10 protein-coding genes and 1 pseudogene are annotated in these 16,564 nt (G+C 70.0%); 5 read left to right on the top strand and 6 right to left on the bottom strand.

Annotation, left to right across the window (positions count from 1 at the left end):
• Positions 1 to 10: 10 nt before the first annotated feature.
• Both leuD and MKK53_RS04690 read left to right on the top strand, forming a co-directional pair.
• Positions 11 to 613 carry a 3-isopropylmalate dehydratase small subunit gene (leuD, locus tag MKK53_RS04695; RefSeq protein WP_243927335.1) on the top strand — a complete coding sequence of 201 codons (603 nt, stop codon included), beginning with the start codon at positions 11 to 13 and terminating at the stop codon, positions 611 to 613.
• A gap of 139 nt (positions 614 to 752) precedes the next feature.
• Positions 753 to 1,946 (top strand): lytic murein transglycosylase, encoded by a 1,194-nt coding sequence (locus MKK53_RS04690; protein ID WP_243927334.1) that lies wholly within the window; start codon positions 753 to 755, stop codon positions 1,944 to 1,946.
• Between the two features lie 13 nt (positions 1,947 to 1,959).
• Here the strand turns inward: MKK53_RS04690 and MKK53_RS04685 are convergent, their stop codons facing one another.
• The 5 genes from MKK53_RS04685 to argB all read right to left on the bottom strand — a co-directional run bounded on the left by MKK53_RS04685 (position 1,960) and on the right by argB (position 5,530).
• The gene (locus tag MKK53_RS04685; protein WP_243927332.1) at positions 1,960 to 2,658 is read right to left on the bottom strand and encodes a class I SAM-dependent methyltransferase; all 699 of its coding nucleotides are present in this window, start codon (positions 2,656 to 2,658) and stop codon (positions 1,960 to 1,962) included.
• Positions 2,659 to 2,896: 238 nt separating this feature from the next.
• The gene (rplS, locus tag MKK53_RS04680; RefSeq protein ID WP_243927330.1) at positions 2,897 to 3,304 is read right to left on the bottom strand and encodes a 50S ribosomal protein L19; all 408 of its coding nucleotides are present in this window, start codon (positions 3,302 to 3,304) and stop codon (positions 2,897 to 2,899) included.
• A gap of 120 nt (positions 3,305 to 3,424) precedes the next feature.
• Entirely contained in the window at positions 3,425 to 3,835 is a 411-nt protein-coding gene (locus MKK53_RS04675; protein ID WP_243927328.1) for a metallopeptidase family protein, read from the bottom strand.
• Positions 3,832 to 4,566, bottom strand: coding sequence for a pyrimidine 5'-nucleotidase (locus tag MKK53_RS04670; protein WP_243927326.1), 735 nt, complete (start codon positions 4,564 to 4,566; stop codon positions 3,832 to 3,834). The genes MKK53_RS04675 and MKK53_RS04670 overlap by 4 nt, the downstream gene beginning before the upstream one ends.
• A 70-nt stretch (positions 4,567 to 4,636) precedes the next feature.
• Positions 4,637 to 5,530, bottom strand: a complete 894-nt coding sequence (argB, locus tag MKK53_RS04665) for an acetylglutamate kinase (RefSeq protein ID WP_243927324.1) — start codon at positions 5,528 to 5,530, stop codon at positions 4,637 to 4,639.
• Between the two features lie 265 nt (positions 5,531 to 5,795).
• Between argB and MKK53_RS04660 the strand changes: the two genes are divergently transcribed.
• From MKK53_RS04660 to MKK53_RS04650, 3 genes are all read left to right on the top strand, one after another.
• A complete protein-coding gene (locus MKK53_RS04660) occupies positions 5,796 to 7,127 on the top strand; it encodes a UDP-glucose dehydrogenase family protein (protein ID WP_243927322.1) in 1,332 nt (443 codons plus the stop codon).
• A 376-nt stretch (positions 7,128 to 7,503) separates the two neighbouring features.
• Positions 7,504 to 14,946 (top strand): type I polyketide synthase, encoded by a 7,443-nt coding sequence (locus MKK53_RS04655; RefSeq protein ID WP_243927320.1) that lies wholly within the window; start codon positions 7,504 to 7,506, stop codon positions 14,944 to 14,946.
• Positions 14,943 to 16,307 (top strand): aminotransferase class I/II-fold pyridoxal phosphate-dependent enzyme, encoded by a 1,365-nt coding sequence (locus tag MKK53_RS04650; RefSeq protein ID WP_243927318.1) that lies wholly within the window; start codon positions 14,943 to 14,945, stop codon positions 16,305 to 16,307. The genes MKK53_RS04655 and MKK53_RS04650 overlap by 4 nt, the downstream gene beginning before the upstream one ends.
• Before the next feature lie 109 nt (positions 16,308 to 16,416).
• Here MKK53_RS04650 and MKK53_RS04645 read toward each other — a convergent pair.
• Positions 16,417 to 16,564: pseudogene (locus tag MKK53_RS04645) on the bottom strand (sugar transporter); the annotation flags it as partial.

Here is a 16,564-nt window from a genome sequence, read left to right as displayed (position 1 = left end):
CGAAGAGACGATGGACAAGTTCACGACCCTGGAGGGCGTCGCGGCGCCCATGCGGACGATCAATGTCGACACCGACAGGATCATCCCGGCGAAATACCTCAAGACGATCAAGCGGACGGGGCTCGGCAAGAGCCTGTTCGCCGAGATGCGCTACCGGGAGGACGGCTCCGAGAACCCGGACTTCATCCTCAACCAGCCGGCCTATCGCCAGTCCAAGATCCTCGTGGTCGGCGACAATTTCGGCTGCGGCTCGTCGCGGGAGCACGCCCCCTGGGCGTTGGCCGATTTCGGCATCCGCTGCGTCATCTCCACCAGCTTCGCCGACATCTTCTTCAACAATTGCGGGAAGAACGGCATCCTGGCGATCCGGGTCGCCCCGGAGGATCTGGAGAAGCTGTTCGAGGATGCCGAGCGCGGCGCCAACGCCACCCTCACCGTCGATCTCGACGCCCAGACCATCCGCGGCCCGGACGGCGGGACGCTGCATTTCGACATCGAGCCCGGCCGGAAGCACAACTTGCTGAACGGGCTCGACGAGATCGGCACCACGCTGGAGCGTGGCACCGCGATCGACGCGTATGAGAAGAAGCTCGCCGAGCGCGAATGGGCGTGAACCCCGGGACCCCGGCGGGCGCCGCGCCCGTGCGGGGGCCTGAGACGGTCCTTCGGGGGCCATCTCTAAAGCTTCGTTAACCCTCATGTCGCCTGAATCCCGGCCGAGATTCAGAAACACCGGCCCGAGGATCGTCAGAATGCAGCACTCGCCCGCACCAGGGATCGCCCTCGCGCTCGGTCTGCTGACGGGACTGGCGAGCCTGCCGGCGCGGGCCGATTTTGACGGCTGCCTCGCCGGTATCCGCGCGCAGGCGGCTGTGGCGGGCGTGTCCGGCAGGGCCTTCGAGGCGGCGACCTCGGGTATCACCTACGACGACAAGGTGATCGAGCTGTCGCAGGCGCAGCCCGAGTTCAAGACGCCGATCTGGGATTACATGGCCGCCCTCGTGGACGACGAGCGGGTGGAGGACGGGCGCGCCGCCATGCGGCAGCACGGGGATGCCCTCGCCCGGGCCGAGGCCCGCTACGGGGTCGATCGCTACACCATCGCGGCGGTCTGGGGGGTCGAGTCGAACTTCGGCAAGAACCTCGGCAAGACGCCGCTGGTGCAGTCGCTGGCCACCCTCGCCTGCTCCGGCAACCGCCGCCGGGACTTCTTCCGGGGTGAGCTGATCGCCACCCTGAAGATCATCGACCGGGGCGACATCGCCCCCGAGCGGCTGACGGGCTCCTGGGCCGGTGCCTTCGGCCAGACGCAGTTCATGCCCACCACCTATCAGCGCCTCGCCGTCGATGGTGACGGCGACGGCCGGCGCGACGTGGTCGATTCGGTGGCCGACGCGGTCGCCTCCACGGCGAACTTCCTGCACGTCGCCAAATGGCAGCACGGGCAGGTCTGGGGCTACGAGGTCCGCCTGCCCGCGGGCTTCAACACCTCCGCCGCCGGCCGCCGCAACAAGAAGCCGCTCACCCATTGGGCGTCCCTCGGCGTCACCCGCATCGACGGGCGCCCGCTGTCCGGCGAAGGCCCGGCCGGGATCATCGCCCCCGCGGGGGTGGACGGTCCGGCGTTCCTCGTGACGAAGAACTTCGACGCGATCTACTCGTACAACGCCGCCGAGTCGTACGGGCTCGCCATCGCCGTCCTGTCGGACCGCCTGCGCGGCAAGCCGGGCGTCCAGGCCGCATGGCCGACGGACGATCCGCCCCTGTCCCGGGCCGAGCGCCGGGACCTCCAGGTGCGGTTGACCAGCATGGGCTACGACGTGGGCGAGGCCGACGGTAAGGTCGGCCAGAAGACCCGTGACGCCATCAAGGACATCGAGCGCAAGCTCGGCATGCCCGCCACCGGCCGCCCCGGTGGAAAGGTGCTGGAAGCCCTCCGCCGCTGAGCGGCGCCGACGGTCAGGCCTCCGGCTGCGCCGCCCCGGCGTCGGGGATGGGGTGTGCACCGAAATACCCGGTGGAGCCGACCAACAGCGATCGCTTCGGCAGGGGCAGGCCGCGTTCGAGGACGACGATGCTGTTGTAGACGCAGATGGCGTTCGTCGTCCGCGTGAACTCGGTGGGCTCCAGCGCGCCCTCGGAGAGGTCGGCGTTCAGCTCGTCGATCAGGTTCTTCGTCATCTCGATGAAGGTCCCCTGCCGCCGGAGACCGCCGCCGTATTGCGGCCAGTAGGCGGTGTGGAGGTCCTCGACCAGATACACCCCCGTGCTGCGCATCTGCCGGTAGAGGTGGGAGAAGGTCGTGCAGACGTCGCTCATCGCGTGCGAGCCGTCGTCCACGATGATGTCCGGAACGCCAAATTCAGCGATGATTCCGTCGAGGAACGCCGTGTCCGCCTGGTTGCCGATCCTCACCTGGATCTGGTCGCCTTCGAAATTCTTGCACTCCGGCCGAATGTCGAGGCCGACGAACTGGGCGTAGGGTCCGAGATACCGTCTCCACATCTGCAGCGAACCCCCGTCGCCGCATCCGATCTCCAGAAAAGTGATCGGGCGATTGATGAAGGAGGAGAAGTGCCGCTCGTAGACCGGAAAGTAATGGCTCCACTTATGGATGGTGCGGCCGGTATTGCACTGAAAGTCGCGCCACAGGCCCATCTTCGTGCTCCCCATCCGTCGCACGCACCACTGCGCGTGGTCATCGCACGGGTTCGGTCGCACAATCAAATACTTCACCGGTAGTATTTGCTGCGGTGCTGCTACCTTCAATTGTTTGGCGGCCCGTGCCGCTCCTGGGCGCCCCGTCCTGTTCGCGCAAGAAAAAACCCGCCGCGGCGGAGCCGGGCGGGCGATGCGTGGGAGGCCGCTCAAGCGGCCCCCCGTGATGCCGGTGCGATCACTCGGCGGCGGTGGGGGCCTTCGTGGCGGCGCCCTTGGCGGGCTTGGCCGTCCGGTCGACACGCTCCACGATACGGGCCGACTTCCCGCGACGGTCGCGCAGGTAGTACAGCTTGGCGCGGCGCACCTTGCCCCGGCGGACCACCTTGATCGAATCGATCATCGGGGAGTGGACCGGGAACACGCGCTCGACGCCCTCGCCGTAGGAGATCTTGCGGACGGTGAAGCTCTCATTGAGCCCGCCGCCGGACCGGGCGATGCAGACGCCCTCGTAGGCCTGGACGCGGCTGCGCTCGCCTTCCTTGACGCGCACGTTCACGATGACCGTGTCGCCCGGCTCGAAATCGGGAATGGTCTTGGCAAGGCGCGCGACTTCCTCGCGCTCCAGCTGCTCGATGATGTTCATGGCAATGCTCCAGCCGTTGTGCCGCACCGCCCCGTATGGGTGGCAGGCACCAGGATTTCGGCGATCCCGTTGTGAGTTGGCCGGCTCCCTACACGAGAGCGGGGCGCTTGTCGATGCCCGTCAGCCCGGGCCCGCCGCCGCTTCGATGCGGGCCATGTCGTCGTCGGACAGGCCGAAATGATGGCCGATCTCGTGGACCAGCACGTGGGTGACGACGTCGCCCAGGGTCTCGTCGTGCTCGGCCCAGTAATCGAGGATCGGCCGGCGGTAGAGCCAGACGGCGTTGGGCATCTGCCCGGTCCCCACCTCGCCGGACTGGGCGAGGCCGACGCCGCGGAACAGGCCGAGCAGGTCGAACTCGGTCTCGCAACCCATGTCCAGGAGGGTCGCGTCGTCGGGGAAGTCCTCGACGTGGATCGTCACCCCGGCGCACCGGGCCTTGAAGGCCTCCGGCAGGGCGGCGAAGGCCGTGTGGGCCAGGGCCTCGACCTCCGCGAGGTCCGGGGCGCGCAGGGATCCGATGTCGCTCACGCGGTGCCGACCTCCGGCTGCACGCAGGTGCCGAGGAAGCCGGCGAGGTCGTCGGTGATGTGGTCGATGTGCGGCTCGCGCACCGCCTCCTGCTCGAACGCCTCCCGGTAGGGGTCCGCGATCCGGGGCACGACGAGCACCGTCGCCATGCCGAGGTCGTGGGGCACGGCGAGGTTGCGGGCGATGTCCTCGAACAGGGCGGCCCGGTTCGGCGCGACGCCGTGGGCCTTCAGGAACCGCTCGTAGGTGGCGCGCTCCGGCTTGGGCACGAAATCGGCCGCCGCGATGTCGAACACGTCCTCGAAATGGTCGAGGATGCCGAGCTTGGCCGCCACGTTCTCCGCGTGGCGGCGCGAGCCGTTGGTGAGGATCAGCTTGCGCCCCGGCAGCTTCTCGATCGCCGCGCCCAGGGGCACGTCGAGCTTGATGGTCGAGTGGTCGATGTCGTGGGCGAAGTCGAGGAACTCGTGGGGGTCCACCTGCTCCTCGACCATCAGCGCCTTCAGGGTCGTCCCGTAGCGGTGGTAGAAATACTTCTGGAGGGCCCGCGCCGAGATCGCGTCGAGCCCGTACAGCCGCATGACGTACAGGGTGATGCGCTCATCGACCTGCGGCCAGACCCGGGCGTCGCTCGGGTACAGCGTGTTGTCGAGGTCGAACACCCAGGTATCCACCCCGGCGAAGCCGCGGGACTCGGGGGCGGTGAAGTGGTCTTGCGCGGGGCGGTACAACGGACCCTTCGTGGGCTGAGAGGGCGGCCGGGGCCGGACGACGACAATGCGCCGGAATTGCCGAGGTTGCCTAACCCCGGCGAATCAGGGTGCCCGCGCCGTAATTCGTGAAGAGCTCCAGCAGCACGGCGTGGTTCACCTTGCCGTCGAGGATCACGACCGCCTCCACGCCCCGGTCGAGGGCGTACATGCAGGTCTCGATCTTCGGGATCATGCCGCCGGTGATGGTGCCGTCGGCGATGAGCCGGCGGCAATCCTCCACGGTCAGTTCCGGGATGAGCTTCTTGTCCTTGTCGAGCACGCCCGGCACGTCGGTGAGCAGCAGGAGCCGCTTGGCCCGCAGCGCCCCCGCGATGGCGCCCGCGAAGGTGTCCGCGTTGACGTTGTAGGTCTGGCCGTCGGCGCCGTAGGCCACGGGGGCGAGGACCGGGATCAGCTCCGCCTTCAGCACCGCGTCGAGGACGCCGCGCTCGACGTGGTCCGGCTCGCCCACGAGGCCGAGGTCGAGCACCTGCTCGACGTTGCTCTCGGGATCGCGGTACGTCTTCATGGCGCGGCGGGCGCGGACCATGTTGCCGTCCTTGCCGCACAGGCCGATGGCCCGGCCGCCCTGCCCCGAGATCCACCCGACGAGCTGTTTGTTGATCGAGCCCGCCAGCACCATCTCCACCACCTCGACGGTGGCGGCATCGGTGACGCGCAGGCCGCCGCGGAACTCGGACTGGATGCCGAGTCGGTCGAGCATCTTGCCGATCTGCGGGCCGCCGCCGTGGACGACGAGGGGCTTCAGGCCCGATTGCTCCAGCAGCACCACGTCCTGCGCGAAGGTCTGGGCGGCCTCGGGGTCGCCCATCGCATGGCCGCCATACTTGATGAGCACGATCTCCTGATCGTAGCGCTGCATGTGCGGCAGCGCCTGGGCGAGGATCTCGGCGCGCACGTGCACGTTCGGCAGTTCGGTCATCGCGGTCCTTTGCCGGGAACCCCACCGGCGGTCCGGCGGGGTGAAGGCTGCGGGGCGGGGTGCTTCTACAGGACTTGCCCGAGGCTTAGAAGCGCCGATCGCCGCCGGGCGGGCCAGTTCCCGCCGTCAAAAAACCGTCGTGTTTTCGCGGTGTTGCTGCGCGGCTACAGAACGGATCGCGATCACGCGATCCGGTTGCGCCAGCGCCGTTCACGGCTCATGCTGCGATGCAGCGCGCCGCCCGGCCGGCTGCCGGGAGATCCGCATGCGTATCGCGATGATTGGGGCTGGTTACGTCGGGCTCGTGTCCGGTGCCTGCCTTGCCGATTTCGGACACGACGTCGTCTGTATCGACCGCGACCCTGCCAAGATCTCGGCCCTGGAAGCGGGCCGGATGCCGATCTACGAGCCGGGGCTCGAAGCGCTCGTCAACGACAACGTCCGCCAGGGGCGGCTCTCGTTCGGCACCGAACTGCGCGAGGCGGTGGCCGGGGCCGACGCGGTGTTCATCGCGGTGGGCACGCCCTCCCGCCGGGGCGATGGCTTCGCCGACCTGTCCTTCGTTCACGACGCGGCGCGCGACATCGCGGCGGCGCTGTCGGGCTACACGGTCGTCGTCACCAAATCGACGGTGCCGGTGGGCACCGGGGACGAGGTGGAGCGGATCATCCGCGAAACCGCCCCGCAGGCCGAGTTCGCCGTGGTGTCGAACCCCGAGTTCCTGCGCGAGGGCGCCGCCATCGGCGACTTCAAGCGGCCCGACCGGATCGTCGTCGGCACCGAGGATCCCCGCGCCGAGGCGGTGATGCGGGAGGTGTACCGCCCGCTCTACCTCAACGCGTCGCCGATCCTCGTGACCGGACGCCGCACGGCGGAGCTGACCAAGTACGCCGCCAACGCGTTCCTGGCGGTCAAGATCACCTTCATCAACGAGATGGCGGACCTGTGCGAGGCGGTGGGCGCCGACGTGCAGGCCGTGGCCCGGGGCATCGGGCTCGACGGGCGCATCGGCACGAAGTTCCTGCATGCGGGGCCGGGCTACGGCGGCTCCTGCTTCCCCAAGGACACCCTGGCGCTGGCCAAGACGGCGCAGGACCACGGCATGCCCCTGCGGATCGTGGAGACCGTCGTGGCGGTCAACGACCAGCGCAAGCGGGCCATGGCGCGCAAGGTGATCCGCGCCTGCGGCGGCTCCGTCCGCGGCAAGACGGTCGCCCTCCTCGGCCTCACCTTCAAGCCCGATACCGACGACATGCGCGAGGCGCCCTCCCTCGCCATCGCCGCCGGGCTCCAGGATGCCGGGGCGCGGGTGCGGGCCTACGATCCCGAGGGAATGGAGCAGGCCCGGCCGCTGCTTCCGGCGGTCTCCTTCGCCGAGGATGCGTATTCCTGCGCTCAGGAGGCGGACGCCCTCGTGATCGTGACCGAATGGAACGCGTTCCGCGCCCTGGATCTCAAGCGTCTCCGCGCCTCCATGCGCAGCCCTGTCCTGGTCGATCTGCGCAACATCTACGACCCTGCTGCCGCATTGCAGCATGGATTCACGTATCACGGTGTCGGCCGCGCCGGAGAGAGCGTATCGCCGTCCGAGGCCTGACGAAGACCGACTGCGCCCGAGAGCGGATCTACTGTCCTGGACCTTCGGGCAGCGATGCCCAAGTTCATGTATGCATTCCGCACCACTGTGGATTTGCAGTGTTTCAGGACGATGCCTCGACATCGACGAGGCACCTTTCGATGTTGAGTTCATCGCCTCCCGCTAGTGGGGGATCATCAAAATTGGCTTTTCTGCGGCAGCCATTGTCGATGTCCCTGATGAATACATGTCACATTGCCAAGCAAATTCCCTGTAAGCCAATGTCCTGCGGCAGTGCGTGGTTGGACACCGCATTGACGCCATACTAAGGGACCAGATGGTCCTCACTCGTCGAGAGCCGAGCCACATTCCACTCACGAGCGCCCGCGAACCGAACGTGACACAACGCACAGACATCGCGATCGTCGGACGCGCCTGCCGACTGCCCGGGGCCCCGAGCGTCGAGGGGTTGTGGCAGCTCCTTTCGGAGGGCCGTTGCGCCGTCGGGCGGATGCCGGCCGACCGATTCTCCCTGGAGCGGTTCCTCCACCCCCGCGCCCATGAGCGCGGCAAGAGCTACACCTTCGCGGCGGGCACGCTGGACGACGTCTGGTCCTTCGACCCGGCGGTGTTCGGCATCTCGCCCCGCGAGGCCGAGCAGATGGATCCGCAGCAGCGGATGCTGCTGGAGCTGACCTGGGAAGCCCTGGAGGATGCGGGCCTGCGCCCCTCCGCCGTGGCGGGGAGCCAGATCGGCGTGTTCGTGGGCGCCTCCTCGCTCGATTACGGCAACCTGCGCATCATGGATGCGCCCTCGGGCGATGCCTACACGGCCACCGGCAACACGCTCTCGATCCTCTCGAACCGCATCTCCTACATCTACGACCTGAAGGGCCCGAGCTTCACGGTCGACACCGCCTGCTCGTCCTCGCTCGTGGCGTTCGACAACGCGGTCCACGCGATCCGCTCCGGACGGATCGACACCGCCGTCGTGGCGGGCGTGAACGTGCTGGCGAGCCCGTTCAACTTCATCTGCTTCTCGGCCGCGCAGATGCTCTCGCGCACCGGCCTGTGCCAGGCGTTCTCGAAGAACGCGGACGGCTACGTCCGCTCCGAGGGCGGCGTGGTGCTCGTGCTGCGCTCCGCCGAGGCGGCCCGCCGGGCCGGCTCGACGGTGCGGGCCGTGGTCGCGGCCAGCGGCGTGAACTCCGACGGGCGCACCACCGGCATCTCCCTGCCCTCCGGCTACGCCCAGGCGGCGCTGCTGGAGCAGGTCTACCGCGATGCGGAGATCCCGCTGGACGACCTCGCCTTCATGGAGGCGCACGGCACCGGCACGCCGGTCGGCGACCCCATCGAGGCCTCGGCCATCGGCACGAAGCTCGGCAAGGGGCGCAAGGCCCCCCTGCCCATGGGCTCGATCAAGACCAACATCGGCCATACCGAGCCGGTCTCGGGCCTCGCCGGCCTGATCAAGGCGACGCTGGCCCTCGAGCACAACCTCGTGCCGCCCTCGCTGCATGCGGCCGAGCTGAACCCGGACATCCCCTTCGACGACCTGAACCTGCAGGTGGTGCGGGAGGGTCTGCCGATCGCCCGCGGCCCCCGCCAGCGCTTCGCCGGGGTGAACTCCTTCGGCTTCGGCGGCACCAACGCCCACGTCGTCCTCACCGACCCCGATCCGGTCCCAGCCTCCGCCGCGGTTCCGGTGCGGGCGCCGCAGGTGCTGATCATCTCGGCCCAGAGCCGCGCCGCGCTGAACGAGCTCGCCCTCGACTACGCCGAGCGGTTCGAGGCCGAGCCGGAGACGGTGGCGGACGTGGCCGCCGCGGTGGCCCACCGCCGCGAGCGGATGCCGGCCCGCCTCGCCATCTCCCTCGACGGGGCCACCGATGTCGCCGCCGCCCTGCGGGCGGTGGGCGAAGGCGAGGATTCGGAGGCCGCCCATACCGGCACCGCCGTGGACCGCGCCGCCGAGGTGGCCTTCGTCTATTCGGGCAACGGCAGCCAGTGGGCCGGGATGGGCCGGGAGGCCTATGAGCAGAACGCCCCGTTCCGCGCCGCCTTCGACCGAATCGACACGCTGTTCCAGACCCATGCCGACTGGTCGCTGAAGGATGCCCTCTACGCCGAAGACCTGGACGAGCGGCTCGCCCTCACCAGCGTCTCGCAGCCGCTGATCTTCGCCATCGAGAGCGCCTCGACGGCCTCCCTGCGGGCCAAGGGCCTGAAGCCGGCCTACGTCCTCGGCCACAGCGTCGGCGAGATCGCCGCGGCGGAAGCCGCCGGGATCCTGACCCTCGAGGACGCGGTCAAGGTCATCTACTACCGGAGCCACCACCAGGAGACGACCCACGGCCAGGGCACCATGGCGGTGCTGCTGATGCCGGCGGACGAGGTGCCGGCCTTCCTGAAGGACTACCCGAGCCTCGACCTCGCGGCCACCAACAGCCCGAAGGCGGTGACCGTCGCCGGGCCGGTGGCCGACATCGACGCCGCCCTCAAGGCGCTGTCGCGCAAGCGCCGCCGGGGCCGGAAGCTCGACCTCGCCTACGCCTTCCACGGAAGGCTGATGGACCCGACCGAAAAGCCGCTGCTGCGCGACCTCGCGGGCCTGCGGCCGCAGGCGGGCACCGTGCCGATGATGTCCACCGTCACCGGGGCCCGCCTCGAAGGCGCGGCCTTCGGCGCGACCTACTGGTGGCGCAACATCCGCGAGCCGGTGCGCTTCAGCGACGCGGTGCAGGAGGCGACCCGCCAGGGCGCCCGGCTGTTCGTGGAAGTCGGCCCGCGGGCGACGCTGATGTCCCATGTGGGCGACGCCGTCGAGCCGCTCGGCATCGAGATCGCCACCGTGGGCGTGATGCACCGCAAGGCCTCGGGGGCCGACCCCATCGCCAAGGCCGTGAACGCGGCCCTCGTGCTCGGCGCCTCCGTGGACGAGGACAAGCTGTTCGGCACGGCGCCGCAGGGAGACGTGCGCCTGCCGACCTATCCGTGGCAGCGGCGGCCCTTCCGGCTGCACGACACCACCGAGAGCGTCGGCGCGCTGAGCCCCCGCCCCTACCACCCGCTGATCGGCTCCCGGGCCGGGGCGGACGGCCTGGAATGGCATGGCTACGTCGATCCCGACACGGTGCCCGAGCTCGAGGACCACAGGGTCGACGGGCAGGTGATCATGCCCGGCGCGGGCTTCGTGGAGATGGCCCTATCCGCCGCGCAGGCGGCCCTCCGGGACGATTCGGTCATCCTCTCCGAGTTCGAGATCGTCGCGCCGATGATCTTCGCCGAGGACGCCCTGCGCGAGGTGACGGTGCGCCTCTCGGGCTCCGGCAACGGGATCCAGGTGCTGAGCCGCCCCCGCCTGACCCAGACGCCCTGGCAGCTCCACGCCCAGGCGAAGGTCGTGGAGGGAGAGTTCTCCCCCGCCCGCAAGCCCGACCTGAACGGGTTCGATTTCGACACGGCGGGAGACCACGTCCTGTCCGGCGAGGCGCTCTACGCCCGGGCCGCGGCCTCCGGCCTCGGCTTCGGCCCGAGCTTCCGGCAGGTGGCCATGGCGGCCCGCCTCGACGAGACGACCATCGTCTCCGACCTCGTGCCCGCCGAGGCCGATCCGCGCTACGCCCTGGCGCCGCCGCGGCTCGATGCCTGCTTCCACGGCCTGATCCTGCTCTTCGCCGATCTCCTCGGCGAGGGCGGCGGCAAGGCCTACATCCCCGTGCGCTTCGGCGAGATCCGCCTCGTGCAGCCGGGCGCCGTCATCGCCCGTTCGGTGATTCGCACCCGGCGCTGCAACGAGCGGTCGATCCTCGCGGACTTCACCCTCCTGGACGCGGCCGGCGAAGTCGTGGCGACGATCCGCGAGGGCCGGTTCCAGGCCCTGCGCACCAGGGGCGGCGACGAACTCGCGGCTTACGCGATCTCGCAGGTGGCCGAACTCGCCACCGAGCCGACGGCGATCCCGATGGAGCGTCGCCCGAGCGTGGCGGTGCGCCTGCGCCCGCTCACCGCCGCCGGGAAGGGCCCGGCGGATGCCGCCCTCTCGCCGGGGCACCTGCTCCTCGAGGGCTGGGCGACCTCCCTCGCCTTCCGCCTCGCCAAGGGCCTGTCCGACGCGTCGCGGGCCGTGGTCCTGACCGATCCCCGCCTGCCCGCGGCCCTGCGGCCCTGGCTGCTCAACGCCCTCTACGCCCTGGAGAGCAGCGGCCTCGCCGAGCACGACAACGACGCCTGGCACCTCGGTGACGGTTCGGCCCTGCCGTCCCCCGACGAGATCATGCGCTGGATCGCGGCCGACCACCCCGACCTGTCGGCGGAACTCGTCCTGGTGGCCGATGTCGGCGCCACCGTGGACCGGATCCTGGCGGGCAACGTCGCGGACGTGCCGAACCTGCCCAACAGCGCGGTCGATGCCTTCGTCCTGCGGTCGGCCACGTCGCGCCATTCGGCGAACGCCCTCGCGGGGCTGCTCGACAAGGCCCAGGCCCAGCTACCGAAGGAGCGGGCGCTTCGGGTCCTGCAGGTCGGCTACGGTCCGCTCTCGGCCCAGGCCGCCGCCTTCGCCGCCGCGGCCGAGGCGCGCTTCACCATCTTCGAGACCGACCGGCGGCTCGCCGAGCGAGCCCGCCTCTCCTTCGGCCGTGCGGCCGCGGTGGTGGAAGCCGCCGCCGACCTCGCGCCGGGCGGTTTCGACCTGATCGTCGCGGCCGGCAGCCTCCACCGGGGCGAACGCGGGCTGATGGGCGACCTGTCCACCGCTCTGGCGACCGGCGGCCTGATGGTCGCCATCGAGCCCGGCATCTCCCTGTTCCGCGACCTCGTCTTCGGCCTCACGCCGGACTGGTTCGAGGACGGCGTCGGCGGCCTGCCGATCGGCCGCCTGGACGATATCGGCGGCTGGCAGCGGACGCTGAGCGCAGCGGGTCTCGTCTCCGTCTCGGTGGACCGGGCGACCTCCGGCAACGGCGACGACCTGCTCCTCGTGGCCGAGGCGCCGATTCGGCCGACCCCGGCCGCGGCCCAGACCTTCGCCTTCATCATCGGCTCGGACGACGACTTCGCCGCCGAGACGGCCTCCTCCCTCGCCACGCTCCTGGTGGCGGGCGGCGTCCACGTCTCGATCATCCTCGATTCCGAGACCTCCCTGATGGAGCTGGAGAAGGAGACGCCGGACACGGTGGTGTTCCTGGCCGGCGCCTTCTCCCGGGGCGGCGAGGCGGCCGAGCGCCTGCGCGACCGGTGCATGAGCCTGAAGCGCTGCGTCGAGCATCTCGGCGCCCGGCAGACCTGCCTCTGGGTCGTGGCGCCCGGCGCCACCCGCGACCGCGGCGGGCAGATGACCAACATCGAGGCCGGCGTGTGGGCCTTCACCCGCACCCTGGCCAACGAGGTGCCGAACCTCGACATCCGGCGCATCGACCTCTCGCCCGAGATGTCCTCCAAGCGCGCCTCCGAGCGCCTGCGCGACCTGATCCTCTCCGGCACGCCGGAGACCGAGATCGTGCTGGACGACGAGCGCACGCAGGTGGTGCGCTTCCATTCCGGCCGTCCCCGTCACCGGGATCCGGCCGACCTCGTGCCCGCCGCGGCGGCGCGGCTGGAGCGCAGCAACACCGGCGGCCTCAACGAGATGGTCTGGGGCCCGGCCGAGCGCCGCACCCCCGGCCGCGGGGAGATGGAGATCGCCGTCGAGGCGACCGGCCTCAACTTCCGCGACGTGCTGTGGGCGCTCTCGATGCTGCCCGAGGAGATCCTGGAGGACGGCTTCGCCGGCCCCCGCCTCGGCCTCGAATGCGCCGGCCGGGTGACCGCCGTGGGGCCGGGCGTAAAGGGCTTCAAGGTGGGCGATCCCGTCGTCGCCTTCGCCCAGTCCGGCTTCTCCACCCACATCGTGGTGCCCGACCTCGTCGTCGCGCCGATGCCGCAGGGCATCGATCCGATGGCGGCGGCGACCGTGCCGGTGGCGTTCCTCACGGCGTACTACGCCCTCGTCTCCTGCGCCCGGATGCGGCGCGGCGAGTGGGTGCTGGTCCATGGCGGTGCGGGCGGCGTCGGCCTCGCGGCGCTCCAGATCGCCAAGCTCAAGGGCGCCCGCGTCATCGCCACGGCCGGGTCCCGGGAGAAGCGCGCCCTGGTCAAGGCGCTCGGCGCCGAGCACGTCCTCGATTCCCGCTCGCTCGCCTTCGTGGACGACGTCCGGGCGATCACCGGGGACGGTGTCGACATCGTCCTGAACAGCCTATTCGGCGAGGCGATGGAGCGGTCGCTCAACGCCCTGCGGCCGTTCGGGCGGTTCGTGGAGCTGGGCAAGCGCGACTATGTCGCCAACACCCATATCGGCCTGCGGCCGTTCCGGCGGAACCTCAGCTACTTCGGCGTCGATCTCGATCAGGTGATCCAGCACCAGGGCGACGACGGGGCGCGGATGTTCCGCGAGGTGATGGCGCTGTTCAACGACGGCGGCCTGAAGCCCCTGCCCTACCAGCCCTTCACCGCGGCCGAGACCTCGGACGCGTTCCGGCTGATGCAGCAATCGGGTCACATCGGAAAGATCGTGATCAGCCCGCCCAAGGCCGGCTCGGTCCTCAAGGACGTGGCCAAGCCCTTCACCGTCTCGGACGAGGGCGTCCACCTCGTCACCGGCGGCCTCGGCGGCTTCGGGCTGGAGACGGCCCGCTGGCTCGCGGATCGCGGCGCCAAGCACATCGTCCTGTCCGGCCGCAAGGGCGCGACCACCGACGAGGCGAAGGCCCTCCTCGCTGAGCTGACGGAGCGGGGTGTGAAGGTCGAGGCCAAGGCGGTGGACATCACCAGCCGTTCGGCCGTCGATCGGATGCTCGCCGAGATCGAGCGCGGCGGCGCCAAGCTCGCGGGCGTGATCCACGCGGCGGCGGTGCTCCAGGACGGGTTGATCACCAACCTTGAGGTCGCGGCGCTGGACGCGGTGATCGGCCCGAAGGTGATCGGCGCCCAGCACCTCGACGCGGCGACCCGCGACCGGGCGCTCGACTACTTCGTGCTGTTCTCCTCGGCCACGACCTTCATCGGCAACCCGGGCCAGGGTTCCTACGTGGCCGCCAACGGCTTCATGGAAGGCCTCGCCCGCCAGCGCCGCCGCCGGGGTCTCCCGGCGCTGGCGGTGGCCTGGGGTGCCATCGGCGACGTGGGCATGCTCGCCCGCAACAAAGCGGTGCTGGAGACGCTCGCCGGGCGCGTCGGCGTGACGCCGATGGAGGCCCGCCGCTGCCTCGACCTGATGGCCGACGCCCTCACGGGCCAGGGCACCGCCCCCGACGAGGCCGTCATCGCCATCGCGGCGATGCATTGGGGCAAGGCGCGCGAGCGCCTCGCCACCATGCGCTCCCCGAGCTACGCGGAACTCGGCTCCGATCAGGTGGCCGAGGCCGGCGCGGTCCAGACGATCAACATCGCCGCCCTCCTCAAGGCGTCGGACGTCGATACGGTGCGCAAGACCGTCTCGGACGCGATCGTCGAGGACATCGCCCGCATCCTGCGTCTGCCGAAGGACGACATCAGCCGGGTGCGCCAGCTCTCGGAGATCGGCCTCGACTCGCTCATGGGCGTCGAACTCGGGGCGAGCCTGCAGGAACGGTTCGGTCTCGAATCGCCCCCCGCCGGCCTGTCTTCGGGCATGACCGTCAGCGAGCTGTCGGAATCCTTAATTCAGGCGGTTTCCGCCCCCATGGACGACACGGCCGGCGTGGCGATGAGCCTGATGGCCAAGCACATCGGGGGTGAAGTGAGCGCCAGCGTGATGGCCCCATTGCGCGACCTCATCGAAGCCCGCGAGAACGAGAGCAAAGAGATTCAACAATGACGCAATCGGCGCGGCCTGATGGCGGGCGTGCGGCCCTTGCCGGCTTCGTGACGAACCGCCTGGGGCGCGCGACCCCGCGTCCGGCCCCGGCCAAGGCGCCAGAGGCGTCGCGCTCCAGCGCGGCGCAGAACTTCGAGAACCTGCCCGGCTACCGGGAGCTGAAGCTCCAGCGCTCGGCGGCCGAGCTGATCGGCCTCGGCAACCCGTTCTTCCGGGTCCACGATGCCAAGGCCGGCGCCACGACCCGGATCGACCAGAAGACCTTCACCAACTTTTCGTCCTACGACTATCTCGGCCTGAACGGGCATCCGAAGGTGAGCGGCGCCGCCCGCGAGGCCATCGAATCCTACGGCACCTCGGCCTCCGCGAGCCGCGTCGTCGCGGGGGAGCGGCCCGGCCACATCAGCCTGGAACAGGTCCTGGCCTCCCACTACCGGACGGAGGGCTGCGTGGTGATGGTGAGCGGGCACGCAACCAACGTCACCACCATCGGCGCCCTTCTGGAGGCCGGCGACGTGGTGTTCCACGACGCCCTCTCCCACAACAGCATCGTCACGGGCGTGCAGCTCTCGGGTGCGCAGCGGCGCTCCTTCCCCCATAACGACCTCGACGCGCTGGAGACCATGCTCCAGGCGACCCGTCACGAGCACCGCCGGGCGCTGATCGTGATCGAGGGCCTGTACAGCATGGATGGGGACGCGCCGGACCTCGCCGGGTTCGTCGCGCTGAAGAAGCGCTACGATGCGTGGCTGATGGTGGACGAGGCGCACGGCCTCGGCGTCACCGGCCGCACGGGCGCGGGCCTGTTCGAGCATTGCGGTGTCGACCCGAAGGATGTCGACATCTGGATGGGTACCCTGTCGAAGACGCTCTCGGCCTGCGGCGGCTACATCTGCGGGCCGACCGCGCTGATCGAGTACCTGAAGCACTCGGCCGGCGGCTTCGTCTACAGCGTGGGCATGTCGCCGCCGCTGGCCGCTGCCGCCGAGGCCGCCCTGGCGGTGATGCAGGCCGAGCCGGAGCGGGTCGAGCGCCTGCGCCGCAACGGCAACCTGTTCCTCGCCACGGCCCGGAAGCTCGGCCTCGACACCGGGTTCAGCCTCGGCCTGGCGGTGATCCCGGTGATCGTCGGCGACTCGCTGAAGGCGGTGACGCTGTCCGACCGCCTGTTCAAGCGCGGCATCAACGTGCAGCCGATCATCCACCCGGCGGTGCCGGAGCGGGGATCGCGCCTGCGGTTCTTCCTGACCTCCGAGCACACGCCGGAGCAGATCACCGACACCGTCACGGCGGTGGCCGAGGAGATGGCGGCGATCGACAAGGGCGGTTCGCTGATCGAGCAGCTTCTCGCCAAGCGCTGATCCGAACGGCACGACGGAACAGACAAAAGGGGCGCGGACCGCACGGGTCCGCGCCCCTTTTGTCGTGTGACGGGGCCCGCCGCTCCGTGGCGCGGGGGTGATCCCGTCCCTACCGGGCGTAGCTGTAGACGGCGGCGGCGGAGGCGACGGGCCCTGCGACGGTGGAGAAGACGCCGAGGACCTTCTGGACCTCGGTGAAGGGGGCGTTGGAGACGTAGAGCAGGTCGCGGTTGCGCATGCGGAAGGCCTGGGAGGTG

It is taken from the genome of Methylobacterium sp. J-076 (assembly GCF_022829405.1).
Lineage (GTDB): Bacteria > Pseudomonadota > Alphaproteobacteria > Rhizobiales > Beijerinckiaceae > Methylobacterium.
Note: the sequence above shows the minus strand (reverse complement) of the source record. Positions and strands in the feature narration are given on the sequence as shown.

Bases quoted from the DNA above. Each gene is read 5' to 3' on its own strand.
- leuD (WP_243927335.1), top strand. From the start codon at position 11: ATGGACAAGTTCACGACCCTGGAGGGCGTCGCGGCGCCCATGCGGACG.
- MKK53_RS04690 (WP_243927334.1), top strand. From the start codon at position 753: ATGCAGCACTCGCCCGCACCAGGGATCGCCCTCGCGCTCGGTCTGCTG.
- MKK53_RS04685 (WP_243927332.1), bottom strand. From the start codon at position 2,658: ATGGGCCTGTGGCGCGACTTTCAGTGCAATACCGGCCGCACCATCCAT.
- rplS (WP_243927330.1), bottom strand. From the start codon at position 3,304: ATGAACATCATCGAGCAGCTGGAGCGCGAGGAAGTCGCGCGCCTTGCC.
- argB (WP_243927324.1), bottom strand. From the start codon at position 5,530: ATGACCGAACTGCCGAACGTGCACGTGCGCGCCGAGATCCTCGCCCAG.
- MKK53_RS04660 (WP_243927322.1), top strand. From the start codon at position 5,796: ATGCGTATCGCGATGATTGGGGCTGGTTACGTCGGGCTCGTGTCCGGT.
- MKK53_RS04650 (WP_243927318.1), top strand. From the start codon at position 14,943: ATGACGCAATCGGCGCGGCCTGATGGCGGGCGTGCGGCCCTTGCCGGC.